This window comes from Streptococcus jiangnanensis (genome assembly GCF_040888325.1).
Classification (GTDB): Bacteria; Bacillota; Bacilli; order Lactobacillales; family Streptococcaceae; genus Streptococcus; species Streptococcus jiangnanensis.
Genome location: NZ_JBFNFF010000003.1, coordinates 276,750 through 303,271, shown reverse-complemented (window position 1 = coordinate 303,271; position 26,522 = coordinate 276,750). Strand labels below are relative to the sequence as shown.

Sequence of the window (26,522 nt, the reverse complement as noted above, 5' to 3'; positions counted from 1 at the left end):
AAGATATGCTATACTTGAAGAGTTGACTATGCACAGTCCTGTGCAACCGCACGAACATCGTTGCTCACATAGTGAGTGTAAAGTGGTTCGTCCCACGATGCTAGGCGAGTCTTCACAAAAATACGGGGAAACCCTAAAAATCATAGGAGGTGCATAATGAGCACATACGCAATTATCAAAACTGGCGGAAAACAAGTTAAAGTTGAAGTTGGTCAAGCAATCTACGTTGAAAAATTGAACGTTGAAGCTGGTCAAGAAGTTACTTTTAACGAAGTTGTTCTTGTTGGTGGTGAAAACACTGTTGTCGGAACTCCAATTGTTGCTGGAGCTACTGTAGTTGGAACTGTTGAAAAACAAGGAAAACAAAAGAAAGTTGTTACATACAAGTACAAACCTAAAAAAGGTAGCCACCGTAAACAAGGTCACCGTCAACCATATACAAAAGTTGTCATCAACGCGATCAACGCTTAATTTTAAGGAGAACACATGATACAAGCAGTCTTTGAGAGAGCCGAAGATGGCGAGCTGAGGAGTGCGGAAATTACTGGACACGCCGAAAGTGGCGAATACGGCTTAGATGTCGTGTGTGCATCGGTTTCTACGCTTGCCATTAACTTTGTCAATTCCATTGAGAAATTTGCAGGCTATGAACCAATCTTAGAATTAAACGAAGATGAAGGTGGCTATCTAAAGGTTGAAATACCAGCGGATCTTCCTTCACACCAGAGAGAAATGACCCAGTTATTCTTCGAATCATTTTTCTTAGGTATGGCAAACTTATCGGAGGACTCTTCTGAGTTCGTCCAAACCAGAGTTATCACAGAAAACTAACACGGAGGAAAACATTATGTTAAAAATGACTCTTAACAACTTGCAACTTTTCGCCCACAAAAAAGGTGGAGGTTCTACATCAAACGGACGCGATTCACAAGCGAAACGTCTTGGAGCTAAAGCAGCTGATGGACAAACTGTAACAGGTGGATCAATCCTTTACCGTCAACGTGGTACACACATCTATCCAGGTGTAAACGTTGGACGTGGTGGAGACGATACTTTGTTCGCTAAAGTTGAAGGCGTAGTACGCTTTGAACGTAAAGGTCGCGATAAAAAACAAGTTTCTGTTTACCCAATCGCAAAATAAAAAGGTCCAGTGAACCTTTTTATCCCGAGCCTTAAAATGAAAAGGCGAGGAAGCTAGAAGTAGCATAAAATAAGGTTTTCCGATTTTTCGGAGAGCCTATTTTTTGTTTTGATATCTATATTTAATTTAATAGAGAGTAGTTAGCTTTGAGTTTGTGATGGATATCTTTTCCTTTTTGGAAAAATTCTGAAATATGGTATAATGAACAGATAGAGAAGTTGGGGGTAAAAGATGAACATTCAACAATTACGCTATGTTGTGGCCATTGCCAATAGTGGTACTTTCCGTGAAGCTGCTGAAAAGATGTATGTTAGTCAGCCGAGTCTGTCTATTTCTGTGCGCGATTTGGAAAAAGAGCTTGGGTTTAAGATTTTCCGTCGAACTAGTTCGGGAACGTTTTTGACCCGTCGTGGTATGGAATTTTATGAGAAAGCGCAAGAATTGGTCAAAGGCTTCGATGTTTTTCAAAATCAGTATGCCAATCCTGAGGAAGAAAAGGATGAATTTTCCATTGCCAGCCAGCACTATGACTTCTTGCCACCAACCATTACGGCCTTTTCAGAACGTTATCCTGATTATAAGAACTTTCGTATTTTTGAGTCTACCACAGTTCAAATTTTAGACGAAGTAGCCCAAGGACATAGTGAGATTGGGATTATCTACCTCAACAACCAAAATAAAAAGGGCATCATGCAACGGGTTGAAAAGCTTGGTTTAGAAGTTATTGAACTAATTCCTTTCCAGACTCACATTTATCTTCGTGAAGGGCATCCTTTAGCACAGAAAGAGGAATTGGTCATGGAGGACCTAGCGGATTTACCAACGGTTCGTTTCACTCAGGAAAAGGATGAGTATCTATACTATTCAGAGAACTTTGTCGACACCAGCGCGAGCTCGCAGATGTTTAATGTGACGGACCGTGCTACTTTGAATGGTATTTTGGAGCGAACGAATGCTTATGCGACAGGTTCAGGATTTTTAGATAGTGACAGTGTTAATGGGATTACAGTCATTCGTCTCAAGGATAATCTAGACAACCGAATGGTCTACGTCAAACGGGAGGAAGTGGAGCTTAGTCAAGCTGGGACTCTTTTCGTTGAGGTTATGCAAGAATATTTTGATCAGAAGAGGAAATCATGAAAAAAAGAGGAATAGTAGCAGTCATTGTACTGCTCTTGATAGCACTGGACCAGTGGGTCAAAGCCTATGTCGTCCAACAGATACCTTTGGGAGAGGTTCGGTCTTGGATTCCCAATCTCGTTAGCTTGACCTACCTGCAAAATAGAGGAGCAGCCTTCTCTATGCTGCAAGATCAGCAGTGGTTATTTGCTGTCATTACACTGGTCGTCATGGTAGGAGCCATTTGGTATCTACATAAACACATGGAGGATTCTCTCTGGCTAGTTTTTGGACTGACTTTGATCATCGCGGGAGGTCTGGGCAACTTTATCGACAGAATGAGTCAAGGTTTTGTGGTGGATATGTTTCACCTAGACTTTATCAACTTTGCGATTTTCAATGTTGCTGACAGCTATTTGACAGTTGGTGTCATTATTCTATTGATTGCAATGCTTAAAGAGGAAGTAAATGGAAATAAAAATTGAAACTGGTGGGCAACGTCTAGACAAGGCTCTGTCAGATCTGACAGAATTGTCACGCAGTCTCGCGAATGAACAAATCAAAGCAGGACAAGTTTTGGTGAATGGGCAAGCCAAGAAAGCCAAATACACTGTCCAAGAGGGGGATATCGTCACCTACCATGTGCCAGAACCAGAGGTCTTAGAGTATGTGGCTGAAGATATTCCGCTAGATATCATCTATCAAGATGAGGATGTAGCCGTCGTAAATAAACCTCAGGGGATGGTGGTTCATCCCAGCGCAGGTCATACTAGTGGAACCTTGGTCAATGCCCTCATGTACCATATCAAGGACTTGTCAGGTATCAATGGTGTTCTCCGACCGGGTATCGTTCACCGCATTGACAAGGACACATCTGGTCTCCTCATGATTGCGAAGAATGATGAGGCCCACTTAGCACTTGCCCAAGAACTCAAGGATAAGAAGTCTCTACGCAAATACTGGGCGATTGTTCATGGCAATCTTCCCAATGATCGTGGTGTGATTGAAGCTCCGATTGGTCGTAGTGAAAAAGATCGTAAGAAACAGGCAGTGACTGCTAAAGGGAAGCCAGCAGTGACTCGTTTTCAAGTCTTGGAACGCTTTGGTGATTATAGCTTAGTGGAGATGCAACTGGAAACAGGACGTACCCACCAAATCCGTGTTCATATGGCTTATATTGGCCATCCAGTCGCTGGTGATGAAGTCTATGGTCCTCGTAAGACTTTGAAAGGACATGGACAGTTTCTCCATGCCAAGACTCTAGGTTTTACTCATCCGAGAACAGGTGAAACCTTGGAGTTCACAGCAGATATTCCAGAGATTTTTAAAGAAATGCTGGAAAGATTGCGTAAAACTGAGAATAGATAAAAGAGTTGAGATGTCTTGTCTCAACCTTTTTCATTTCAAGTCTTTTCTATTTTAAAGTATTCATGTTATAATGGATAAATATGAAGAATCGGAGTGAGAATATGAAGTACAAACGAATCGTCTTTAAGGTGGGGACCTCCTCCTTGACAAATGAAGACGGGAGTTTATCAAGAAGTAAAGTAAAGGCAATTACCCAGCAATTGGCTATGCTGCATGAGGCTGGACATGAGTTGATTTTAGTGTCATCTGGGGCAGTTGCCGCTGGATTTGGAGCTTTGGGTTTTAAAAAACGTCCGACCAAGATTGCAGATAAACAAGCTTCGGCTGCAGTTGGTCAGGGACTTTTGTTGGAGGAATATACAACCAACCTCCTCATGCGCCAGATCGTTTCTGCACAAATCTTGCTGACACAGGATGATTTTGTAGATAAACGTCGTTATAAGAATGCCCATCAGGCCTTGTCTGTATTGCTTCATCGTGGTGCAATCCCCATCATCAACGAGAATGACAGTGTCGTTATTGATGAGCTCAAGGTGGGTGATAATGACACTCTGAGTGCCCAGGTAGCGGCGATGGTTCAAGCAGACCTTTTAGTTCTCTTGACCGATGTGGACGGTCTCTATACTGGCAATCCTAATTCGGATCCAACAGCCAAACGTTTGGAGAAAATCGAGACTATCAATCGTGAGATTATTGATATGGCTGGTGGAGCAGGTTCGTCTAATGGTACAGGCGGAATGTTAACCAAAATCAAGGCGGCTACGATTGCAACGGAGTCAGGGGTGCCAGTCTATATCTGCTCGTCTATGAAATCTGATGCCCTGATTGAGGCAGCGGAGGAGACCAAGGATGGTTCCTTCTTTGTTGCGCAAGAGAAGGGACTTCGTACCCAGAAACAATGGCTGGCCTTCTATGCTCAAAGCCAAGGAACGATTTGGGTAGATGGTGGAGCTGCAGAGGCACTTTCAAAAAACGGGAAAAGTCTCCTTTTATCAGGCGTGGTAGAAGTGGAAGGAAACTTCTCTTACCACGATATTGTAACAGTAGCAGATAAAGAAACAGGTCAATCTCTTGGAAAGGGACGTGTCCAATTTGGTGTCTCAGCCCTAGAAGATATGCTCCGTTCTCAAAAAGCTAAGGGAGTCTTGATTCACCGTGATGACTGGATTTCCATTACTCCTGAAATCCAGCTGCTCTTTACAGAATTTTAGAGGTGAACGATGGTAAGTACACAAGAACAATTTGAGCAGGTACAGGCTGTTAAGAAATCAATTAATACTGCTAGTGAAGCAGTGAAAAACCAAGCCTTGCTAGCCATGGCTGATCACTTGTTGGCAGCTACTGAGGAGATTTTAGCGGCTAATGCTCTGGATATGGAAGCAGCCAAGGGGAAAATCTCAGATGTCATGCTAGACCGTCTTTATTTGGATGAGGGACGTATAGAAGCGATGGCAAGAGGGATTCGTGAAGTGGTTGCTTTACCAGATCCTATCGGTGAAGTCCTAGAAACAAGTCAGCTTGAAAATGGCTTGGTTATTACCAAGAAGCGTGTGGCCATGGGGGTTATTGGGATTATCTACGAAAGTCGTCCAAATGTGACGTCTGATGCGGCTGCTTTGGCTCTCAAAAGTGGCAATGCGGTCGTTCTTCGTAGTGGTAAGGACGCCTACCAAACAGCTCATGCTATTGTCACAGCCTTGAAGAAGGGCTTGGAGACAACGACCATACATCCAGAGGTGATTCAACTAGTGGAAGATACCAGTCGTGAAAGTAGCTATGCTATGATGAAGGCTAAGGGCTATTTAGATCTTCTCATTCCTCGTGGAGGTGCTGGTTTGATCAATGCGGTGGTTGAAAATGCTATTGTGCCTGTTATCGAGACAGGAACTGGGATTGTACATGTCTATGTGGATAAGGATGCCGATGAAGACAAGGCTCTGTCTATCATCAACAATGCTAAAACCAGTCGTCCTTCTGTCTGCAATGCTATGGAGGTCTTGCTGGTTCATGAAGACAAGGCAGCACGTTTTCTTCCTCGCTTGGAGAAAGTGCTGGTTACAAGTCGGAAAGAAGCTGGACTGGAACCAATTCAATTCCGCTTGGATAGCCAATCAAGTCAGTTTGTTTCAGGTCGAGCAGCTGAGGCACAAGACTTTGACACCGAGTTTTTAGACTATATCCTAGCGGTTAAGGTTGTGAGTAGTTTAGAAGAAGCGGTTGCGCATATTGAAGTCCACAGTACCCATCATTCGGATGCCATTGTGACGGAAAATACTGAAGCTGCAGCTTACTTTACAGATCAAGTGGACTCTGCAGCGGTTTATGTCAATGCCTCGACTCGTTTCACTGATGGTGGCCAGTTTGGTCTTGGATGTGAGATGGGGATTTCTACTCAGAAACTGCATGCGCGTGGGCCTATGGGCTTGAAAGAGTTGACCAGCTACAAGTATGTGGTTACTGGTAACGGACAGATAAGGGAGTAAGAGATGAAGATTGGATTTATCGGTTTGGGGAATATGGGAGCTAGCTTGGCTAAGGCTGTTGTGCAGGCCAAGACGGGTGCTCAGATTCTCCTTGCCAATCGTAGTCAAGCAAAAGTAGATGCTTTCATCGCCAATTTCGGTGGTCAGGCTTCCAGCAATGAAGAAATTTTTGCAGAAGCAGATGTAATCTTTCTAGGAGTTAAGCCTGCTCAGTTCTCAGACTTGCTTTCTCAATATCAGACCATCCTTGAAAAGAGAGAAAGTCTTCTTTTGATTTCCATGGCGGCTGGATTGACTTTAGAAAAACTAGCGAGTCTTCTGCCAAGTCAACATCGTATCATTCGCATCATGCCCAATACTCCAGTTGCTATCGGCCAAGGAGTGATTAGTTATGCCATGTCAGCAAATTGTCGTGCTGAGGACAGGGAACTCTTTTGTCAGTTATTGGCCAAGGCCGGTCTTTTGGTTGAGCTGGGAGATGGCTTGATTGATGCTGCGACAGGTCTTGCAGGTTGTGGACCAGCCTTTGTCTATCTCTTTATAGAGGCTTTGGCAGATGCAGGTGTGCAGACAGGATTATCAAGAGAAAGGTCCTTGAAAATGGCAGCCCAAACAGTAGTCGGCGCTGGACAAATGGTTCTGGAAAGCCAGCAACATCCTGGAGTTTTGAAAGACCAAGTTTGCAGCCCAGGAGGTTCGACTATCGCGGGTGTAGCGAGTCTGGAAGAACATGCCTTTAGAGGTACCGTCATGGACGCAGTTCAGCAAGCCTACAAACGAACACAAGAACTAGGTAAATAAGAGGTTGGATGACTCCCAGCCTCTTTTATGGTCGATTGAATGGAGAATACACAAAAAGATTGTCACAAAAATCTATTTTTTTGATAGAATAGAAGGTAGAAAAAAAGAAATGAGTTAGACATGTCAAAAGGATTTTTAGTCTCTCTTGAGGGACCAGAGGGAGCAGGAAAGACCAGTGTTTTAGAGGCTCTACTCCCAATTTTAGAGGAAAATGGAGTAGAGGTGCTGACGACCCGTGAGCCAGGTGGAGTCTTGATTGGGGAGAAGATTCGGGAAGTGATTTTAGATCCAAGTCATACTCAGATGGATCCTAAAACAGAACTCCTTCTCTATATCGCCAGTCGTAGACAGCACTTGGTGGAAAAAGTTCTTCCAGCACTTGAAGCTGGCAAGTTGGTCATTATGGACCGCTTCATCGATAGTTCTGTTGCTTATCAGGGATTTGGCCGTGGCTTGGATATTGATGCCATTGATTGGCTCAATCACTTTGCGACGGATGGCCTCAAACCCGATTTGACACTTTATTTTGACATTGAGGTGGAAGAAGGGCTGGCTCGCATTGCTGCCAATAGTGATCGCGAGGTCAATCGTTTGGACTTGGAAGGCTTAGACTTGCACAAGAAAGTCCGTCAAGGCTACCTTTCTCTTCTGGACAAAGAAGGAAATCGCATTGTCAAGATTGATGCGAGTCTTCCTTTGGAGCAAGTTGTGGAAATTACCAAGGCTGTCTTGTTTGACAGAATGGGCTTGGCTAAATGAAACAAGAACAACTAAAAGCTTGGCAGCCAGACCAGTTTGACCGCTTTGTCCGTATTCTAGAACAAGACCAGCTCAATCACGCCTATCTCTTTTCAGGTTTCTTTGGAAGCTTGGAAATGGCGCAGTTTTTGGCTAAGAGCCTCTTTTGTACGGATAAAGTAGGCGTTCTACCATGTGAGAAATGCCGAAACTGCAAGCTGATTGAACAGGAAGAATTTCCCGATGTTACTTTAATCAAGCCAGTCAATCAGGTCATCAAGACAGAACGCATTCGAGAATTGGTGGGTCAGTTTTCCCAAGCAGGGATTGAAAGCCAGCAGCAGGTTTTTATTATCGAGCAAGCTGAGAAAATGCATCCCAACGCGGCTAATTCTCTGCTCAAGGTCATCGAAGAACCCCAGAGTGAGGTTTACATTTTCTTCTTGACCAGCGATGAGGAAAAAATCTTGCCAACAATTCGTAGTCGGACCCAGATTTTCCATTTTAAAAAGCAAGAAGAAAAGCTCATCCATCAATTAGAACAAGCAGGTATGGTCAAGAAAAAAGCAACTCTTTTAGCCCAGTTTAGTCAATCGCGTGCTGAAGCTGAAAAGTTGGTCAATCAGGCTAGTTTTTGGACTTTGGTGGATGAGAGCGAACGCCTGCTGACCTGGTTATTAGCTAAGAAAAAAGAAAGTTATCTGCAAGTTGCTAAATTAGCCAGCTTTGCAGATGACAAGGAAAAACAAGATCAGGTCTTGCGAATCCTCGAAGTGCTCTGTGGACAGGATCTCTTGCAAGCAAGAATTCGACAGATTTTACAAGATTTACTAGAAGCGAGAAAAATGTGGCAGGCTAATGTCAGCTTTCAAAACGCCATGGAATACCTGGTCTTGAAAGAAATATAAACTCATACTCTTCGAAAATCAAATTCAAACCACGTCAACGTCGCCTTGCCGTACTCAAGTACAGCCTGCAGCTAGTTTCCTAGTTTGCTCTTTGATTTTCATTGAGTATTAAAAATGAACGATATAGAAAGGAAAGGGCTGGTTTATGGACAAAAAAGAATTATTTGACGCGCTGGATGATTTTTCCCAACAATTACTGGTGACCTTGGCCGATGTGGAAGCCATCAAGAAAAATCTCAAGAGCCTGGTAGAGGAAAATACAGCTCTTCGCTTGGAAAATAGTAAGTTGCGCGAACGCTTAGGCGAGGTGGAAGCAGATACTCCCGTCAAGGCTAAGCATGTTCGTGAAAGTGTCCGCCGAATCTATAAAGACGGTTTTCACGTATGTAATGATTTTTATGGACAACGTCGAGAACAGGACGAGGAATGTATGTTCTGTGACGAGTTGTTATACAGGGAGTAGGCATGCAGATTCAAAAAAGTTTTAAGGGACAATCTTCCTATGGCAAGCTTTACCTAGTAGCAACGCCGATTGGAAATCTAGACGATATGACTTTTCGTGCCATCCAGACCTTGAAAGAGGTGGATTGGATTGCGGCTGAGGACACGCGCAATACGGGGCTTTTGCTCAAGCATTTTGACATTTCCACCAAGCAGATTAGTTTTCACGAGCACAATGCCAAGGAAAAGATTCCTGATTTGATTGAGTTTTTGAAAGCGGGACAAAGTATTGCTCAAGTTTCCGATGCGGGTCTGCCTAGTATCTCGGACCCTGGGCATGATTTGGTCAAGGCAGCTATTGAGGAAGAAATCGCAGTTGTTACAGTTCCGGGTGCCTCTGCTGGAATTTCTGCCTTGATTGCCAGTGGCCTAGCACCACAACCACATATCTTTTACGGTTTCTTACCGAGAAAATCAGGCCAGCAAAAGCAATTTTTCGACTCAAAAAAAGACTATCCTGAAACACAAATTTTCTATGAATCACCTCATCGTGTGGCAGATACATTTGAAAATATGCTAGAAGTCTACGGTGACCGCTCGGTAGTCTTGGTCAGGGAATTGACCAAAATCTATGAAGAATACCAACGAGGAAAGATTTCAGAGCTACTAGAAAGTATTGCTGAAACACCACTCAAGGGTGAATGCCTTCTCATCGTTGAAGGTGCCAGTCAGGATGTGGAAGAAAAGGACGAGGAGGACTTGTTCTTAGAAATCCAATCTCGTATCCAGCAAGGCATGAAGAAAAATCAAGCCATTAAGGAAGTTGCGAAACTCTACCAGTGGAATAAAAGCCAACTCTACGCTGCCTACCACGAATGGGAAGAAAATCAAGAAAATGACTAAACAGGGAAGTTTGCCATCTTCCCTTTTTTTGTTATACTAGTAGAAGAAAAATTAGAAAGATTTGTGGGTGTCAAACAGTCTAGTAGCTTGTTTTGATATGAACTTAGGTTCCACCCAAAGAGGTATTAGTGTCGTGTCTCAATCTTATATCAATGTTATCGGTGCTGGTTTGGCAGGTTCTGAAGCAGCTTACCAAATCGCAGAACGCGGTATTCCAGTTAAACTTTATGAAATGCGTGGGGTCAAGTCAACACCTCAGCACAAAACAGACAATTTTGCTGAATTGGTTTGTTCCAATTCCTTACGTGGGGATGCTTTGACCAATGCAGTTGGGCTTCTCAAGGAAGAAATGCGTCGCTTGGGTTCTGTTATCTTGGAATCTGCTGAAGCTACACGTGTTCCTGCTGGTGGAGCCCTTGCGGTGGACCGTGATGGTTTCTCTCAAATGGTGACTGAAAAAGTGGCTAATCACCCCTTGATTGAAGTGGTTCGTGATGAAATTACAGAATTGCCGACTGATGTTATTACAGTTGTCGCTACTGGTCCTTTAACCAGCGATGCCCTAGCTGAAAAGATTCATGCCCTTAATGACGGTGATGGTTTCTATTTCTACGATGCGGCGGCGCCGATTATCGATGTCAATACCATCGATATGAGCAAGGTCTATCTCAAGTCTCGTTATGACAAGGGAGAAGCAGCCTACCTCAATGCCCCTATGACCAAGCAAGAATTTATGGATTTCCATGAAGCATTGATCAATGCGGAAGAAGCCCCGCTCAATTCGTTTGAAAAAGAAAAGTACTTTGAAGGTTGTATGCCTATCGAAGTCATGGCTAAGCGTGGCATTAAAACCATGCTTTATGGTCCGATGAAGCCAGTCGGTTTGGAGTATCCAGACGATTATACAGGCCCTCGTGACGGGGAGTTCAAAACACCGTATGCAGTTGTCCAGCTTCGTCAGGACAATGCGGCTGGTAGCCTCTACAATATCGTTGGTTTCCAAACCCACCTCAAATGGGGTGAACAAAAGCGTGTCTTCCAAATGATTCCAGGTCTTGAAAATGCTGAGTTTGTCCGTTATGGGGTCATGCATCGCAATTCTTATATGGATTCACCAAATCTTCTTGAGCAAACCTATCGTTCTAAGAAACAACCCAACCTCTTCTTTGCTGGTCAGATGACGGGTGTGGAAGGCTATGTTGAGTCAGCAGCTTCAGGATTAGTTGCGGGGATTAACGCGGCTCGTCTCTTCAAGGGTGAAAGTGAAGCAATCTTCCCAGAGACAACTGCAATCGGAAGTTTAGCTCATTATATCACTCACGCTGATAGCAAACATTTCCAACCAATGAATGTCAATTTTGGGATTATCAAGGAATTGGATGGCGAGCGTATCCGTGATAAGAAGGCTCGTTATGAAAAAATTGCAGAGCGTGCCCTTACCGACTTAGAGGAATTTTTAACTGTCTAATTTTTTTCAAAGAATTGCTCATGATACTATAAAAATCTTAGAAATTGTGATAAAATAGGTAGGATAGAAAAAGGAGAGTAAAAATGGCGAACCCCAAGTATAAACGTATTTTAATCAAGTTATCAGGTGAAGCCCTTGCCGGTGAACGTGGCGTAGGGATTGATATCCAAACAGTTCAAACAATCGCAAAAGAGATTCAAGAAGTTCATAGCTTAGGTATCGAAATTGCCCTTGTTATTGGTGGAGGAAATCTCTGGCGCGGAGAACCTGCTGCAGAAGCTGGAATGGACCGCGTTCAGGCTGATTACACTGGAATGCTTGGGACCGTGATGAATGCTCTTGTGATGGCAGATTCATTGCAACAAGTTGGTGTCGATACGCGTGTACAAACAGCCATTGCGATGCAACAAGTGGCAGAACCTTATGTACGTGGACGTGCTCTTCGCCACCTTGAAAAAGGTCGTATTGTTATCTTTGGTGCTGGTATTGGTTCACCTTACTTCTCAACCGATACAACAGCGGCCCTTCGTGCAGCTGAAATCGAAGCGGATGCCATCCTTATGGCGAAAAATGGCGTAGATGGTGTTTACAATGCCGATCCTAAGAAAGACAAGACAGCCGTTAAGTTTGAAGAATTGACCCACCGTGATGTTATCAATAAAGGTCTTCGTATCATGGACTCAACTGCTTCAACCCTCTCAATGGATAACGACATTGACTTGGTTGTCTTCAATATGAACCAACCAGGCAACATCAAACGTGTCGTATTTGGTGAAAATATCGGAACAACAGTTTCAAACAATATCGAAGAAAAGGAATAAGAAAATTATGGCTAATGCAATTGTAGAAAAAGCTAAAGAGAGAATGACCCAGTCTCACCAATCACTTGCTCGTGAATTTGGTGGTATCCGCGCCGGTCGTGCCAACGCAAGCTTACTAGACCGTATCCACGTAGAATACTATGGAGTAGAAACTCCTCTTAACCAAATCGCTTCTATTACCATTCCAGAAGCGCGTGTCTTGTTGGTAACACCATTTGACAAGTCTTCATTGAAAGACATCGAACGTGCCTTAAACGCTTCTGACCTTGGTATCACACCAGCTAATGATGGTTCTGTGATCCGCTTGGTTATCCCAGCTCTTACAGAAGAAACTCGTCGTGACCTTGCTAAAGAAGTGAAGAAGGTCGGAGAAAATGCTAAAGTGGCTGTCCGCAATATCCGCCGCGACGCTATGGACGAAGCTAAAAAGCAAGAAAAAGCAAAAGAAATCACTGAAGACGAATTGAAGACTCTTGAAAAAGATATTCAAAAAGTAACAGACGACGCTGTGAAACACATCGACGACATGACTGCCAATAAAGAAAAAGAAATCTTGGAAGTCTAAAAATAAACAGAAAAACTCAGTTGGCATTGCTGGCTGAGTTTTATTCGAAAGAAGGAAATATGAATACAAATCTTGCAAGTTTTATCGTTGGACTCATCATCGATGAAAATGACCGTTTTTACTTTGTGCAAAAGGATGGTCAGACCTATGCTCTTGCCAAGGAAGAAGGTCAGCATACGGTAGGGGATTCGGTCAAAGGTTTTGCCTACACGGATATGAAGCAAAAACTCCGCTTGACCACTCTAGAAGTGACTGCCACTCAGGACCAATTTGGCTGGGGAACCGTAACAGAAGTTCGTAAGGACTTGGGTGTCTTTGTCGATACCGGTCTACCTGACAAGGAAATTGTTGTGTCACTCGATATCCTCCCTGAGCTCAAGGAACTCTGGCCTAAGAAAGGTGATAAACTTTACATCCGTCTTGAAGTGGACAAGAAAGACCGAATCTGGGGACTCTTGGCGTATCAGGAAGACTTCCAACGTTTGGCTCGTCCTGCCTACAACAACATGCAGAACCAAAACTGGCCAGCTATTGTTTACCGTCTCAAGCTGTCAGGGACTTTTGTTTACCTACCAGAGAATAACATGCTTGGTTTTATCCATCCCAGCGAACGTTACGCAGAGCCACGTTTGGGGCAAGTGTTAGATGCGCGGGTCATCGGTTTCCGTGAAGTGGACCGTACCTTGAACCTCTCCCTCAAACCACGTTCCTTTGAAATGTTGGAAAATGATGCTCAGATGATTTTGACCTACTTGGAAAGCAATGGCGGTTTCATGACCTTGAATGATAAGTCATCTCCTGATGACATCAAGGCCACCTTTGGCATTTCTAAAGGTCAGTTCAAGAAAGCACTCGGTGGCTTGATGAAGGCTGGCAAAATCAAGCAAGACCAGTTTGGGACAGAGTTGATTTAGGTCTTATAGACATGAAAAAGAAACTTGAAGAAATGAGTTTAGAGGAACTCTGGCAACTTTTTCCTATTTTTCTAGTAGAGCACAAGTCAGAGTGGAAAGACTGGTATGAATTGGAAAAAACAAATCTGAAAAAAATATTGGGTGCAAATGTTATTCAAAGAATAGAACATATCGGTAGCACTGCTATCCCTAATATTTGGGCCAAAAATATCGTTGATATTCTGCTAGAAGTAGGTAAAATAGAGGATTTAGCAAGAGTTAGGGATTTATTGGTGAAGAATGGTTGGCTAGTGATGTCGGAGAGTCCTAACAGGATTTCGCTAAATAAAGGATACACAGAGCAGGGATTTGCTGAGAAAGTTTTTCATCTACATTTGCGAATGACGGGAGATCATGACGAGATTTATTTTAGAGATTATCTCTGCCAGCATCCAGATATTGCCCAAGCGTATCAGGAATTAAAACTAAGTTTGTGGAAACAATTTGAACACAATCGAGACGCCTATACAGATGCGAAAACGGATTTTATAAACCACTACGTTTCAGAGGCTAAGTCCAGTAATTTTCAAGAATCAGAAAAGTGTCATCAAAAAACTCTTGATAGGAGAAAGAATTGAGAAAATCATTTTACACTTGGCTCATGACTGAGCGCAATCCTAAAAGTAATAGCCCCAAAGCCATCTTGGCAGACCTCGCTTTTGAGGAGTCGGCCTTCCCAAAACACACGGATGATTTTGATGAGGTGAGTCGCTTTTTGGAGGAGCATGCCAGCTTCTCTTTTAACCTAGGAGACTTTGACGCCATCTGGCAAGAATACTTAGAACACTAGAGACAATGAGATGAGGCTAGTATTTTATTGTTCTCTTTGCTATAATAAAAAGAAATAAATGGATTAGAGAGGTTCTTTATTTGAAGGAACATTCAATAGACATTCAACTGAGTCATCCAGATGACTTGTTTCATCTTTTTGGATCCAACGAGCGCCATCTTCGTTTGATGGAAGAAGAGCTCGATGTGGTGATTCATGCCCGTACGGAGATTGTGCAGGTTATCGGAGAAGAGTCTGCCTGTGAGGAAGCCCGTCAGGTTATTCAGGCTTTGGTGGTCTTGGTAAATCGTGGAATGACAGTCGGCACACCAGATGTGGTCACTGCGATTGGCATGGTCAAAAACGATGAAATCGACAAGTTTGTCGCCCTTTACGAAGAAGAAATTATCAAGGACAATACTGGGAAACCGATTCGTGTCAAAACCTTAGGTCAAAAACTTTATGTGGACAGTGTCAAACAGCATGATGTGACCTTTGGAATCGGACCAGCAGGGACAGGGAAGACCTTTCTTGCAGTGACCTTGGCAGTAACTGCCCTTAAACGTGGGCAAGTCAAGCGGATTATCCTTACTCGTCCAGCAGTGGAAGCAGGTGAGAGTCTAGGATTTCTTCCAGGTGATCTCAAGGAGAAGGTGGATCCTTATCTTCGACCAGTTTACGATGCCTTGTATCAGATTCTCGGCAAAGATCAGACGACCCGTCTCATGGAGCGTGAAATTATCGAAATCGCGCCCCTTGCTTACATGCGTGGGCGGACCTTGGACGATGCTTTTGTCATTCTCGATGAGGCACAAAATACGACCATCATGCAGATGAAGATGTTCCTGACTCGTTTAGGCTTTAATTCGAAGATGATTGTCAATGGAGATATCAGCCAGATTGACCTACCACGCAATGTTAAGTCCGGTTTGATTGATGCTCAAGAAAAGCTCAAGAATATTCACCAAATCGACTTTGTTCATTTTTCAGCCAAGGATGTGGTTCGTCATCCAGTTGTCGCTCAGATTATCCGAGCTTATGAACCGGCTCCAGTTAAAAATGAAGAAAAGAAGGAAGAGACAGAATAGCAAAAGAGCAGTTCAGATTTGAACTGCTCTTTTTTAATGAGTGTCTAGCCTTAAACAAGTTCGTCGATTGATGTGTGATCTTTATCGAGACCTTGAGCAACTGGGAGGCTGGTCAAGTAACCTTGATAAGTGGTCACACCTTGACGCAAGCCTTCATCTTCAGCAATTGCTTGTGCGAATCCTTTGCCAGCCAGAGCTTCGATATAAGGAAGAGTGACATTGGTTAGGGCGATAGTAGAAGTACGGGCAACCGCACCAGGGATATTGGCAACGGCATAGTGGAGAACACCGTATTTTTCATAGACAGGTTCATCGTGCGTTGTCACACGGTCAGCTGTCTCGATAACGCCACCTTGGTCAACGGCAACATCAACGATGACAGAGCCTGGACGCATTTGTTTGACCATCTCATCTGTCACCAATTTTGGTGCTTTGGCACCAGGGATGAGAACCGCACCAATCACTACATCAGCATCTCTCACACTTGCTTCGATGTTGAATGAATTAGACATAAGAGTTTGGATTTGGTTTCCAAAGACTTCTTCTAGTACAGAGAGACGCTTCGCACTGATATCTAAAATAGTCACTTGAGCACCAAGCCCAAGGGCAATGCGGGCAGCATGTGTACCGACGACACCACCACCGATGATGGTTACTTTTCCTTTTGGAACACCTGGTACACCACCAAGTAGGACACCAGAACCACCAGCTTGCTTAGTAAGGAAGTGAGCTCCGATTTGAACAGCCATACGACCTGCAACCTCACTCATAGGAACGAGGAGCGGTAGTTGTCCTTGATTGTCACGAACAGTTTCATAGGCAATTCCTGTTGTTTTGGCTGCTAACATAGCTTCTGCTAATTCTGGCGCAGCGGCCATGTGCAAGTAGGTGAAGAGAAGAAGATCGTCGCGCAAATAACCATATTCAGAAGCTAGTGGTTCTTTTACTTTCACGACTAACTCGGCAGCCCAGGCTTCAGCAGCAGTTGCGACAATTTCTGCTCCCTGCTTTTCATAGTCAGTATCAGTAAAGCCAGATCCAAGTCCAGCATTTGTTTCGATGAGGACACGATGCCCACGGGAGATCAAACTGTGGACGCCAGCAGGAGTGAGGGCAACACGGTTTTCGTTATTTTTAATTTCTTTTGGAATTCCGATTAACATAGAGATAACCTACCTTTCAATTGACGGTCTTGTTTTAGTTGTCACATTTCAGTTCATAAATCAAAAATGTGATGGTTTTATTGTATATGAAACCGCTTCAAAAATCAAGAAAAACTTGTCATCCAAATTTATTTATGCTAGACTAGTGAGAATCAAGCTCTAATGGAGGGAAAAGTATGGAATCAATATTTGTGAAATTTGCCCAGTATCCATCTATAGAAACGGAGCGTTTATTGCTCCGACCTGTAACTTTGGATGATGCAGAAGCTATGTTCGAGTATGCCTCGGACAGAGAAAATACGCGCTACACTTTTCCAACAAATCAAAGCTTAGAAGAAACTAAGAATAACATTGCTCATTTTTACTTGGCTAATCCCTTGGGCCATTGGGGAATCGAATTAAAAAATAACGGCAAGTTTATTGGTACCATTGACTTGCACAAGATCGATACTGTTCTTAAGAAGGCAGCCATTGGCTACATTATCAATAAAAAATATTGGAATCAAGGATTGACGACAGAAGCTAATCGGGCCGTGATTGAACTGGCTTTTGAGAAGATTGGAATGAACAAGTTGACCGCCCTACACGACAAGGACAATCCCGCATCAGGAAAGGTCATGGAGAAATCAGGTATGCGTTTTTCCCACGAAGAACCCTATGCCAGAATGGATAATAAAGAACCAGGTCGAATTATCACAAGGGTTCATTATGTCTTGACTAAGGAAGACTATTTTGCAAATAAGTAAGCAGGTGAAAAGATTTTTCAGCTGTTTTTTTCTTTCTCTTACGAATAATTTAAGAGAGGAGAAAATATGGAAGCAATTATCGAGAAAATCAAAGAGTATAAAATCATTGTCATTTGTACTGGTTTGGGTTTGGCCTTGGGAGGATTTTTCTTGCTAAAGCCAAGTTCACAAACACCTGTCAAGGAAACGACTTTGCAGACGGAAGTTGCAGCTGTTTCAAAGGATTCATCGTCTGAAAAAGAAATGAAGAAGGACGAAAAGGAAGAGTCTCCTGAACAAGATTTAATCACAGTAGATGTCAAAGGTGCTGTTAAATCACCAGGGATTTATGACTTACCAGTAGGGAGTCGGGTTCACGATGCCGTTCAGAAGGCAGGTGGATTGACAGAGGAAGCAGATAGTAAGTCGCTCAATCTCGCTCAGAAAATCAGTGACGAGGCTCTTGTCTATGTTCCAACTAAGGGAGAAGAAGCAGCTAGTCAGCAGGCTGCCTCTGGAACGACTCCTTCGTCAAGTAAAGAAAAGAAGATTAACCTTAATAAAGCTAGTCTGGAAGAACTCAAGCAGGTCAAAGGCTTGGGAGGAAAACGAGCCCAGGATATTATCGACCATCGTGAGGCAAATGGCAAATTCAAGTCGGTAGATGAATTAAAGAAGGTCTCTGGTATTGGCGCTAAGACCATAGAAAAGCTAAAAGATTATGTCACAGTGGATTAAGAATTTCCCTATTCCCCTAATCTATCTGAGTTTTCTGTTACTCTGGCTTTACTACGCCATTTTTGGAGCGTCCTATCTCGCACTGCTAGGTTTTGTTTTTTTGCTTGTCTGTCTCTTTTTCCAATTTCCTTGGAAATCGGCTGGTAAAGTTCTAGCGATTTGTGGAGTTTTTGGAATTTGGTTTTTGTTTCAAACTTGGCAACAGACACAAGCTAGTCAAGACTTAGTTGCGTCTGTAGAGAAGGTGAGAATTTTACCAGATACCATCAAGGTCAATGGAGATAGTCTGTCCTTTCGTGGCAAGGCTGACGAAAATACTTTCCAAGTTTACTATAAACTCCAGTCCGAGGAGGAGAAAGAGAAATTTCAAGCCTTGACAGATCTTTATGAGATAGAACTAGAAGGAAAACTGTCCGATCCAGAAGGGCAGAGAAATTTTGGTGGCTTTGACTACCAAGCCTATCTGAAAACTCAGGGGATTTACCAAACTTTGACTATCAAGAGTATCCAGTCAATGAAAAAGATTAGCAGTTGGGATATAGGAGAAAATCTGTCCAGTTTACGTCGAAAGGCTGTAGTTTGGATTAAGATGCACTTTCCAGATCCTATGCGCAACTATATGACAGGTCTTCTTTTCGGACATCTAGATACTGATTTTGAGGAGATGAATGAGCTCTATTCCAGTCTTGGTATTATCCATCTCTTTGCCTTGTCGGGCATGCAGGTGGGCTTTTTTATGGATGGTTTTAAGAAACTTTTAATGCGTCTGGGCTTAACTCAAGAAAAGTTGAAGTGGCTGACTTATCCTTTTTCCCTTATCTATGCAGGTCTGACAGGATTTTCAGCTTCGGTCATTCGCAGTCTCTTGCAAAAGTTACTGGCCCAACATGGTGTTAAGGGTTTGGATAATTTTGCCTTGACGGTGCTTGTCCTCTTTATCATCATGCCCAACTTTTTCTTGACAGCAGGAGGAGTCTTGTCATGTGCCTACGCCTTTATCTTGACCATGACTAGTAAAGAAGGGGAGGGACTCAAGGCTGTTGCTAGAGAAAGTCTGGTCATTTCCTTGGGAATATTGCCTATTCTATCCTTCTATTTTGCAGAATTTCAGCCTTGGTCTATCCTTTTGACCTTTGTCTTTTCCTTTCTGTTTGATGTGGTATTCTTACCGCTTTTGTCCATCTTATTCATTCTGTCTTTTGTTTACCCAGTCACTCAGTTTAACTTTGTCTTTGAGTGGTTAGAGGGCGTCATTCGCTTGGTATCGCAGCTGGCAAGAAGACCTCTGGTCTTTGGACAACCAAACGCATGGCTTTTGATTCTCCTCTTGGTTTCATTGGCCTTGGTTTATGACATGAGGAAAAATATTAAAAGACTAGCAGGATTTAGTCTCTTTATTGTGGGTCTCTTTTTCCTGACCAAGCATCCACTTGAAAATGAAATTACCATGCTGGATGTTGGGCAAGGGGAGAGTATTTTCCTACGGGATGTAACTGGTAAAACTATTCTCATAGATGTAGGAGGTAAAGCAGAATCTGACAAGAAAATCCAAGCTTGGCAGGAAAAGGCGACGACCAGCAATGCCCAGCGAAACTTGATTCCCTATCTTAAAAGTCGAGGAGTAGATAAGATTGACCAGCTAATTTTGACCAATACAGAGAAGGAACATGTCGGTGATTTGCTGGAGGTAACCAAGGCTTTCCATGTCGGGGAGATTTTAGTATCAAAAGGAAGTCTGACACAAAAGGAATTTGTAGCGGAACTACAAGCGACTCAAACCAAGGTGTGCAGTGTGACAGCAGGGGAGAACTTGCCAATTTTTGGCGGTTACTTAGAAGTCCTATCTCCAAGGAAGGTTGGATATGGGGATCGTGATGATTCCTTGGTTCTTTATGGAAAACTCTTGGATAAGAACTTCCTTTTTACTGGGAATTTGGGAAACAAGGGGGAGAAAGACTTGCTTCAGCAGTATCCTGACTTGCAGGTGGATGTTTTGAAGGCAGGTCAACATGGTTCCAAGACCTCATCGAGTCCTGCTTTTCTAGAGAAGCTCAAACCGCAAATCACTCTCATTTCAGTTGGTAAGAACAATCGTACCAAACTCCCCCATCAGGAAACATTGACACGACTGGAAGCCATCAAGAGTAAGATTTACCGAACCGATCAGCAAGGAGCTATCCGCTTTAAAGGATGGAATAGTTGGCGAATTGAAACGGTTCGATAAGATAGACAAAGTTTTTAAAAAATTGACTTTTTATCTTGACAAGGGATAGAAAACTTGGTATCATATAAAAGTTGAGAAAAGCAGAAGTGAGAGCTTCTCGCCTTGTGACATCAAGTTGCCTGGCCCTACGGATGAAAAGTTTCTAAGAAACGCTATCATAACGTGCGGGCTTGTATTATTACGAGTCCGCTATTGTTTTTCTCTAATAATAAAAAAGAGGTGAAAACCATAGCAAAGCAAGACTTATTCATCAATGATGAAATTCGTGTACGTGAAGTTCGCTTGATCGGTCTTGAGGGAGAACAGCTAGGCATCAAGCCACTCAGTGAAGCGCAAGCATTAGCTGATAGTGCAAATGTTGACTTAGTATTGATCCAACCCCAAGCAAAGCCACCTGTTGCTAAAATTATGGACTACGGTAAGTTCAAATTTGAGTATCAGAAAAAGCAAAAAGAACAACGTAAAAAACAAAGTGTTGTTACTGTGAAAGAAGTTCGTCTGAGTCCAACTATTGACAAGGGTGACTTTGACACAAAACTTCGCAATGCACGCAAGTTCCTTGAAAAAGGAAATAAAGTTAAGGTATCCATTCGCTTTAAAGGGCGTATGATCACCCATAAAGAGATTGGTGCAAAAGTTTTAGCCGAGTTTGCTGAAGCAACACAAGATATTGCGATCATCGAACAACGAGCTAAGATGGATGGACGCCAAATGTTCATGCAGTTGGCGCCAGCAACTGACAAAAAATAATTGTCAGAAAGTTAAATAAAGGAGAAAAAATCATGCCAAAACAAAAAACACACCGCGCATCAGCTAAACGTTTCAAACGTACAGGTTCTGGTGGACTTAAACGTTTCCGTGCTTACACTTCTCACCGTTTCCACGGAAAAACTAAGAAACAACGTCGTCATCTTCGTAAAGCATCTATGGTGCATTCAGGAGATTTCAAACGTATCAAAGCAATGCTTACTCGCTTGAAATAATAGCCTAACAGTAAGTAAACAATTCTAGGAAATATTTGGAGGAAATAAAACATGGCACGTGTTAAAGGTGGCGTTGTATCACGCAAACGTCGTAAACGTATTCTTAAATTAGCAAAAGGTTACTATGGAGCTAAACACATCTTGTTCCGTACTGCAAAAGAACAAGTAATGAACTCTTACTACTATGCATACCGTGACCGTCGTCAGAAAAAACGTGACTTCCGTAAATTGTGGATCACTCGTATCAATGCGGCAGCTCGTTTGAACGGACTTTCATACTCACAATTGATGCATGGTTTGAAATTGGCTGAAATCGAAGTTAACCGTAAAATGCTTGCTGACTTGGCTGTTAACGATGCAGCAGCTTTCACAGCTCTTGCAGATGCAGCTAAAGCAAAACTTGGTAAATAATGACAAACTGTTTCATTCTTACTCTCGTGGTTTTTACCGCAAGAGTAGGGTGAAACTTTTTTATTTTCCTTAAACGATTTTCTATTTTAGAGAGTAAATCACAGATTTTTTCAAAGAAAATAGGATATTTCTTGTATAATAGGAATATCTAAAAAAGATTTGGAGTTAGAAGAAGATGATAGTAGGTATTGATTTAGGAACGACTAATTCTTTAGTAGGGGTTTATCAAGATGGCCAGGTCAAGCTGATTCCCAATGCTTTTGGTGAGTATTTGACTCCATCTGTTGTGGCTTTAGATGACAATGATGAGATTATAGTTGGAAAAATTGCCAAGGAACGCTTGGTGACCCACCCAGATAAGACGGTTTCTCAGTTCAAGCGTTTTATGGGGACCAAGCATGAGTTGACGCTAGGAAATCGAGCATATAAAGCTGAAGAATTAAGCTCCTTTATCATTCGAAAGTTGGTAGACGATGCAGAGACCTATCTTGGAGAAAAGGTTGAGGAAGTGATTGTCAGTGTACCAGCCTATTTCAACGATGCTCAACGCTATGCGACCAAACTAGCAGGGAAATTTGCAGGTGTTCAGATTGATCGGATTATCAATGAACCTTCCGCAGCAGCTCTTGCTAAAAGATCTATGGTAAACCAAGAAGATCAATCCTTTATTGTAGTCGATTTTGGTGGTGGGACTCTAGACATTTCAGTTGTAGAGCTTTTTGATAATATCGTCGAAATCGTCTCGATCGCAGGGGACAATCGTTTGGGAGGAGAAGATTTTACTTCGGCTATTGCTGAGGAATTTTTAGTCTCCAATCAATTAACCAAGGATTCGATTTCCCGAGAATTTTATAGCAAAATTCTGGTACAGGCTGAAAAGACTAAGCTAGAACTCAATAGTAAAGAAGAAGTGAAGATGACAGTTCTGGACCAAGATCAGGAATACACTCTAGACTTGAGCTACCAACGCTTTTATGAGCTTTGTCAACCTCTGCTAGCCCGTGTTAAGGCTGTTTTGGACCGTGCCTTAATGGATGCACGCTATAGCTATGTATCATCAGATAACTTTGTTCTTGTTGGGGGGACTTCGAAACTCCGCTTGGTTCAGGACTTTTTATCCTACTGTATCAATCAAGTGGTGCAGGTTTCGGATGATCCTGATCGGATGATTGCGAGAGGTTGTGCCCTTTTAGCTGGAATAAAAGAACGGAAGGGTGAGATACGTGATTTGTTGCTGTCTGATATTTGTCCTTTTACACTGGGGATTGAGATAGTTGGAGACCGTTTTTCGCCGATTATTGAGCGAAATTCTACCCTACCTGCTTCACGCATCGAGCAGTACTATACGGCTGAATTGGGACAGAGCCAAGTCAAGATAAAGGTCTATCAAGGTGAGATGATGAAGGCATCACAAAACCTGTTCCTAGGAGAATTAGAAGTTCCCGTCCCTGTGAATACTAGAGTAAATGAAAGTTTCACAGTTCGATTTACCTATGATTTAAATGGAATTTTGGATGTCGAAGTGAAAATTGATTCAACACAGGAAGTCTTTAGTCATGTTATTCTCCAAGATAGTGTTACTCTGACAGAAAAGGAAATCAAGGCTAAGCAAGCAGAGTTGACTCGCTATAAGATCAATGCTCAAGAAACAGAGGTTTATCGTTTCTTGATTGAAAAAGCGAATCGCGTGTACAGTATGCTCTTGGGGAGAAGAAGAGATGAGCTAATGGCTGAAACTAGACGATTTGAAGAAGAGGTCAGTCAAGCATCTGTGTATCATTTGCCAAAACTCTATCAATCATTTTCAAACTATCTAGACTTCCTAGAGCGAGGACTGTAAAAGAGGAGACCTTATGAATATATGGGAAACTTTAGGGATAGAGCCAACGACTGACGTCAAGCTTATTAGAAGGCGTTATGCTGAACTGGTTCGGCTCTATCACCCAGAAGACCAACCAGAAATTTACCAAGAAATTGTTGAAGCGTACCAAAAAGCCTTGACTTATGCGAGGTCTAGAAATACAAGACCAGAAAATAGTCTAAGAAAAGCGAGTGACTCTCAAGAAGCTACTGAACTTGAAGAAAAGGCGAATGGAAAGCCTAACTCAAGTCTCAACTTTGAAAACTTGACTGAAGAAACGAAGACTGAGAACGAAGAGTCTGAAACATCTAGTCTTGATTTCAGTGATTATCAGCAATCAACTGATAAAACAAGCAATTCCTTTAACTTTGAAACCTTTAAAGCAGAAGAGGATGAGCAAAAGTCCACCCTTGACTTTAGTGACTATGATGAGGAAGTTCAGCTAAATGGAGATTCTGAAGAAAGAGCTAAGAATACCCTCAACTTTGAAACGTTTGGTGACGAAGAGAACCGTGGGCAAGAAGAAACAACAAGGTCTACTCTTGACTTTAGCGGTTATAATGAAGAAACTTATCTGATCCGAAATGCGATTGAAAGTATTGTTAAAAATGATGATTACAGTCCAGAAGAACAAGAGCATCTATGGCGTCAGTTCTTTCATCAGTATCAATATGATATGGACATTGTTCAATCCGTTTTAGAGGAAATGGATGTTTATATTTTTAACAAACCGGAGCAATTCTCTATCCTCATTCCCTTGCTGGAAGATTATATACCTGACTTTAAGTACTGGGGATATTACTATAAACTGAAGTATTGGAAAGTTAAAAGAGCTATAGCAGAAGAGGAAGGCAGTTCGCTTGAAAGCGCACATGAAGCCACTGAAGAATTCTATTATTCTTATCAACTTTGCCAAGAAATTCTTCAAGATTATAACAAAGCAAATCAATTGAGCTCTTGGATAGAGTTTTTCAAGCACCCCTATCTGAGCTTTATGGTCTTGGATCAAGTAAATCAAAATCGTCAGATGATCAAGAGTGTGCCCGTTTTAACCTATATCCTGGAAAAAACCCGACAAGTCATATTTGAAGAGGATTATCCACTCTTGAATGACTTGGCTGATTACTTAGAGGAAGTAAAAGAGGAGCTGGTAGAAAACGTTGACTTTAGTCACTACGCTCTAGATAATCCAGATGAAATTGAGGCAGCCTTCTATGAGCTGCTCCATGCTCGCTATCAAGACGAATACAAACTGTTACGTGATTGGCAATATCTTTTTGAAACAGTCAAAGATCACACGCTCCTACTTGATTTATTAGAAAAGGTGGATGTCTATCCTTTAACCAATGCGAAAGTGTTAGCACTCGTTCTCCAATTTGTGGAGCGTTATAGTGATGAGGAATCAAATCCTTACCTGAAAAAACTCCATTTCTGGAAGAGTATCCATTCCTATCCTTCAGTGGTAGAGGAGTATGAACTAGACAAAAAGGAAAATTTTGATTACTGGTACAATGAAGGTTATCTTTATATGGATAAGCTCACCAAGAGCGATGAAGATATCAATGATTGGGAAAAGTGGAGAAGCTACTTTAAAGGAAGACCACGCATTCTAACGATTTTGCTTCAACAAATCTATAAGGAGTACCATCGATTTACAGATGGCGATCTCCTGAGATATGTTTTAGCTCCTTTTCCTACTTCTAAAATGGCTCCCCAAATGATGACGGAGGAGACAGACCAGAAACTAGAAGAGATGACAGTTTATGCTTATGAACTTAGTCATCCAAAGGCCAAGCTCTCTTATTTGGATTGGAAAAAAAGACAGGTCTTTAAAAATAAGTTTCTTCAGATTTTCTCTGGTCTCTTTACGATTGTGAGTTTGCTACTCAGTATTATAGAGCGACCTGGTTATAATTCATGGGTTCATGCGGGTATGTTTTCACTCTTTTACGTCTATATGCTAAAATTGAGGAAAACACCGATTGAGGAGGGAGTGACTGCTAGGGGAGAAAAACGAAAATTCTACTACAGTCCTCATCCATGGTTCCTACTAATCTTGTTATTAACCCTCGTCATTCCATCCTTACCATTTGGTCTCATTGGTGCCCTTATGTTCATTACATTTTTCAGCTTCATCGATGGTTTTCAAGTGAGTCAGGGGCTGAAGTGGGATTATTCTTTGGAGAAGCTGATTCCTGTTGGTATCTTTCTTTCTGCTGGTTTTCTTTCTGCTTTGGTAAATCAAAGCCAGACTATTTCAGGAGTTGCCATAGCTTACTTCCATATTTTTGCAATCCTTGTGATTTGCTTATCTTTTACAAGATTTAGTCCTGGATTTCCACCATCTCTGAAGAAAATTTTCATACCAGCAATCTTGGGAATCTTACTCTTTCAAACGTTGCCTTACATTCACAGCCGTTTAGACATCTTTGATCCAACTATTCTACGAAATGAAACTCTGGCCATAACGGTTATTCTCTTGTTAAATGGAATTGCTTTGTCTTATTTTACAAAGGAACAAGGTTTCATGATTGGTGTGAAGAAGGTCTTTATGATTTATGGCTTGCAGATCTTTATTTTCCTAAGAAGACTGTTGCGAATCCTATTTGCACCAAATTCAGTTTTCGGTAATAACTATCATTACAAAGACTTACTACTCATGAACAGCGAATTTGCTTTCTACTTCCTCGAGGGACTCTTTGTCCTGATCATGCTTTTCCTTATTCGCAATATACGCAAGGAAAATCGTAAAAGTGCTGCTTAGAATGAAAGCTTAGAGAAGGGGACTCTAGTTCAAGTTTCTAGTAAATTTTCCTGAATAAGGGTATAATAGAACTATTAAAACGAAAGA

At 42.2% G+C, this 26,522-nt stretch carries 29 protein-coding genes, 1 pseudogene and 2 other annotated features; of the genes and pseudogenes, 28 read left to right on the top strand and 2 right to left on the bottom strand.

The window, feature by feature from the left end:
• Positions 1-34: 34 nt before the first annotated feature.
• Positions 35-122: a sequence feature (ribosomal protein L21 leader region), on the top strand.
• A gap of 34 nt (positions 123-156) precedes the next feature.
• Genes rplU through rpmA form a run of 3 tightly spaced genes read left to right on the top strand, consistent with a single transcriptional unit; the run spans position 157 to position 1,141 of the window.
• Entirely contained in the window at positions 157-471 is a 315-nt protein-coding gene (rplU, locus tag AB2B49_RS05970; protein ID WP_049505993.1) for a 50S ribosomal protein L21, read from the top strand.
• Between the two features lie 15 nt (positions 472-486).
• Positions 487-831 (top strand): ribosomal-processing cysteine protease Prp, encoded by a 345-nt coding sequence (locus tag AB2B49_RS05965; protein ID WP_042902405.1) that lies wholly within the window; start codon positions 487-489, stop codon positions 829-831.
• A 16-nt stretch (positions 832-847) separates the two neighbouring features.
• Complete coding sequence (gene rpmA / locus AB2B49_RS05960; RefSeq protein WP_000916509.1) at positions 848-1,141, top strand: 50S ribosomal protein L27; 294 nt, start codon at positions 848-850, stop codon at positions 1,139-1,141.
• A gap of 164 nt (positions 1,142-1,305) precedes the next feature.
• On the opposite strand, the pseudogene AB2B49_RS05955 reads toward rpmA, so the two are convergent.
• Positions 1,306-1,380 (bottom strand): annotated as a pseudogene (locus tag AB2B49_RS05955) (AraC family transcriptional regulator); the annotation flags it as partial.
• Between AB2B49_RS05955 and AB2B49_RS05950 the strand changes: the two are divergent.
• From AB2B49_RS05950 to AB2B49_RS05870, 17 genes are all read left to right on the top strand, one after another.
• Positions 1,373-2,281: a LysR family transcriptional regulator gene (locus tag AB2B49_RS05950; RefSeq protein ID WP_049505990.1), complete on the top strand. Its 909-nt coding sequence runs from the start codon at positions 1,373-1,375 to the stop codon at positions 2,279-2,281. The pseudogene AB2B49_RS05955 and the gene AB2B49_RS05950 sit on opposite strands and share 8 nt — an antisense overlap.
• The gene (lspA, locus tag AB2B49_RS05945) at positions 2,278-2,745 is read left to right on the top strand and encodes a signal peptidase II (protein WP_049505988.1); all 468 of its coding nucleotides are present in this window, start codon (positions 2,278-2,280) and stop codon (positions 2,743-2,745) included. The genes AB2B49_RS05950 and lspA overlap by 4 nt, the downstream gene beginning before the upstream one ends.
• A complete protein-coding gene (locus tag AB2B49_RS05940; protein ID WP_049505986.1) occupies positions 2,729-3,628 on the top strand; it encodes an RluA family pseudouridine synthase in 900 nt (299 codons plus the stop codon). Before lspA ends, AB2B49_RS05940 begins: the two co-directional genes overlap by 17 nt.
• Positions 3,629-3,729: 101 nt before the next feature.
• Complete coding sequence (gene proB / locus AB2B49_RS05935; RefSeq protein ID WP_000875730.1) at positions 3,730-4,839, top strand: glutamate 5-kinase; 1,110 nt, start codon at positions 3,730-3,732, stop codon at positions 4,837-4,839.
• 9 nt (positions 4,840-4,848) lie between these two features.
• Complete coding sequence (locus AB2B49_RS05930; protein WP_049505983.1) at positions 4,849-6,111, top strand: glutamate-5-semialdehyde dehydrogenase; 1,263 nt, start codon at positions 4,849-4,851, stop codon at positions 6,109-6,111.
• 3 nt (positions 6,112-6,114) lie between these two features.
• Positions 6,115-6,912 carry a pyrroline-5-carboxylate reductase gene (proC, locus tag AB2B49_RS05925; protein ID WP_049505982.1) on the top strand — a complete coding sequence of 266 codons (798 nt, stop codon included), beginning with the start codon at positions 6,115-6,117 and terminating at the stop codon, positions 6,910-6,912.
• A 120-nt stretch (positions 6,913-7,032) separates the two neighbouring features.
• Positions 7,033-7,671: a dTMP kinase gene (tmk, locus tag AB2B49_RS05920; protein ID WP_049505980.1), complete on the top strand. Its 639-nt coding sequence runs from the start codon at positions 7,033-7,035 to the stop codon at positions 7,669-7,671.
• Positions 7,668-8,558, top strand: a complete 891-nt coding sequence (locus tag AB2B49_RS05915) for a DNA polymerase III subunit delta' (protein ID WP_049505978.1) — start codon at positions 7,668-7,670, stop codon at positions 8,556-8,558. Before tmk ends, AB2B49_RS05915 begins: the two co-directional genes overlap by 4 nt.
• Before the next feature lie 145 nt (positions 8,559-8,703).
• Positions 8,704-9,021, top strand: a complete 318-nt coding sequence (yabA, locus tag AB2B49_RS05910) for a DNA replication initiation control protein YabA (RefSeq protein WP_000358229.1) — start codon at positions 8,704-8,706, stop codon at positions 9,019-9,021.
• 2 nt (positions 9,022-9,023) lie between these two features.
• A complete protein-coding gene (gene rsmI / locus AB2B49_RS05905; protein ID WP_049505689.1) occupies positions 9,024-9,902 on the top strand; it encodes a 16S rRNA (cytidine(1402)-2'-O)-methyltransferase in 879 nt (292 codons plus the stop codon).
• 133 nt (positions 9,903-10,035) lie between these two features.
• Positions 10,036-11,370: a methylenetetrahydrofolate--tRNA-(uracil(54)-C(5))-methyltransferase (FADH(2)-oxidizing) TrmFO gene (gene trmFO / locus AB2B49_RS05900; protein ID WP_000083705.1), complete on the top strand. Its 1,335-nt coding sequence runs from the start codon at positions 10,036-10,038 to the stop codon at positions 11,368-11,370.
• Positions 11,371-11,453: 83 nt separating this feature from the next.
• Positions 11,454-12,191, top strand: a complete 738-nt coding sequence (pyrH, locus tag AB2B49_RS05895) for a UMP kinase (protein WP_000002996.1) — start codon at positions 11,454-11,456, stop codon at positions 12,189-12,191.
• Positions 12,192-12,198: 7 nt separating this feature from the next.
• Positions 12,199-12,756, top strand: a complete 558-nt coding sequence (gene frr / locus AB2B49_RS05890) for a ribosome recycling factor (protein ID WP_001262235.1) — start codon at positions 12,199-12,201, stop codon at positions 12,754-12,756.
• A gap of 59 nt (positions 12,757-12,815) precedes the next feature.
• Complete coding sequence (gene cvfB, locus AB2B49_RS05885) at positions 12,816-13,670, top strand: RNA-binding virulence regulatory protein CvfB (protein ID WP_071850841.1); 855 nt, start codon at positions 12,816-12,818, stop codon at positions 13,668-13,670.
• An 11-nt stretch (positions 13,671-13,681) separates the two neighbouring features.
• On the top strand, positions 13,682-14,287 hold the full coding sequence (locus AB2B49_RS05880; protein ID WP_320691999.1) for a GrpB family protein: 606 nt from the start codon (positions 13,682-13,684) through the stop codon (positions 14,285-14,287).
• Complete coding sequence (locus AB2B49_RS05875; protein ID WP_001232084.1) at positions 14,284-14,499, top strand: YozE family protein; 216 nt, start codon at positions 14,284-14,286, stop codon at positions 14,497-14,499. Before AB2B49_RS05880 ends, AB2B49_RS05875 begins: the two co-directional genes overlap by 4 nt.
• Positions 14,500-14,579: 80 nt before the next feature.
• The gene (locus AB2B49_RS05870) at positions 14,580-15,566 is read left to right on the top strand and encodes a PhoH family protein (protein ID WP_320691998.1); all 987 of its coding nucleotides are present in this window, start codon (positions 14,580-14,582) and stop codon (positions 15,564-15,566) included.
• Between the two features lie 50 nt (positions 15,567-15,616).
• Here AB2B49_RS05870 and ald read toward each other — a convergent pair whose 3' ends face one another.
• Positions 15,617-16,729 (bottom strand): alanine dehydrogenase, encoded by a 1,113-nt coding sequence (gene ald, locus AB2B49_RS05865; RefSeq protein ID WP_320691997.1) that lies wholly within the window; start codon positions 16,727-16,729, stop codon positions 15,617-15,619.
• Positions 16,730-16,905: 176 nt separating this feature from the next.
• Between ald and AB2B49_RS05860 the strand changes: the two genes are divergently transcribed.
• From AB2B49_RS05860 to AB2B49_RS05825, 8 genes are all read left to right on the top strand, one after another.
• Complete coding sequence (locus AB2B49_RS05860; RefSeq protein ID WP_049505693.1) at positions 16,906-17,475, top strand: GNAT family N-acetyltransferase; 570 nt, start codon at positions 16,906-16,908, stop codon at positions 17,473-17,475.
• 66 nt (positions 17,476-17,541) lie between these two features.
• The gene (locus AB2B49_RS05855; RefSeq protein ID WP_049505694.1) at positions 17,542-18,192 is read left to right on the top strand and encodes a helix-hairpin-helix domain-containing protein; all 651 of its coding nucleotides are present in this window, start codon (positions 17,542-17,544) and stop codon (positions 18,190-18,192) included.
• Positions 18,176-20,416, top strand: a complete 2,241-nt coding sequence (locus AB2B49_RS05850) for a DNA internalization-related competence protein ComEC/Rec2 (protein WP_049505695.1) — start codon at positions 18,176-18,178, stop codon at positions 20,414-20,416. The genes AB2B49_RS05855 and AB2B49_RS05850 overlap by 17 nt, the downstream gene beginning before the upstream one ends.
• A 72-nt stretch (positions 20,417-20,488) precedes the next feature.
• Positions 20,489-20,620, top strand: a sequence feature (ribosomal protein L20 leader region).
• 15 nt (positions 20,621-20,635) lie between these two features.
• Positions 20,636-21,166 carry a translation initiation factor IF-3 gene (gene infC / locus AB2B49_RS05845; RefSeq protein WP_000848184.1) on the top strand — a complete coding sequence of 177 codons (531 nt, stop codon included), beginning with the start codon at positions 20,636-20,638 and terminating at the stop codon, positions 21,164-21,166.
• A 32-nt stretch (positions 21,167-21,198) separates the two neighbouring features.
• A complete protein-coding gene (gene rpmI / locus AB2B49_RS05840) occupies positions 21,199-21,399 on the top strand; it encodes a 50S ribosomal protein L35 (RefSeq protein WP_001125942.1) in 201 nt (66 codons plus the stop codon).
• 51 nt (positions 21,400-21,450) lie between these two features.
• Entirely contained in the window at positions 21,451-21,810 is a 360-nt protein-coding gene (gene rplT / locus AB2B49_RS05835) for a 50S ribosomal protein L20 (RefSeq protein ID WP_000124830.1), read from the top strand.
• Between the two features lie 175 nt (positions 21,811-21,985).
• Positions 21,986-23,650 (top strand): molecular chaperone HscC, encoded by a 1,665-nt coding sequence (locus tag AB2B49_RS05830; RefSeq protein ID WP_076984482.1) that lies wholly within the window; start codon positions 21,986-21,988, stop codon positions 23,648-23,650.
• Between the two features lie 13 nt (positions 23,651-23,663).
• Positions 23,664-26,435, top strand: coding sequence for a J domain-containing protein (locus AB2B49_RS05825; protein WP_049505697.1), 2,772 nt, complete (start codon positions 23,664-23,666; stop codon positions 26,433-26,435).
• The last annotated feature ends 87 nt before the right edge of the window (positions 26,436-26,522 follow it).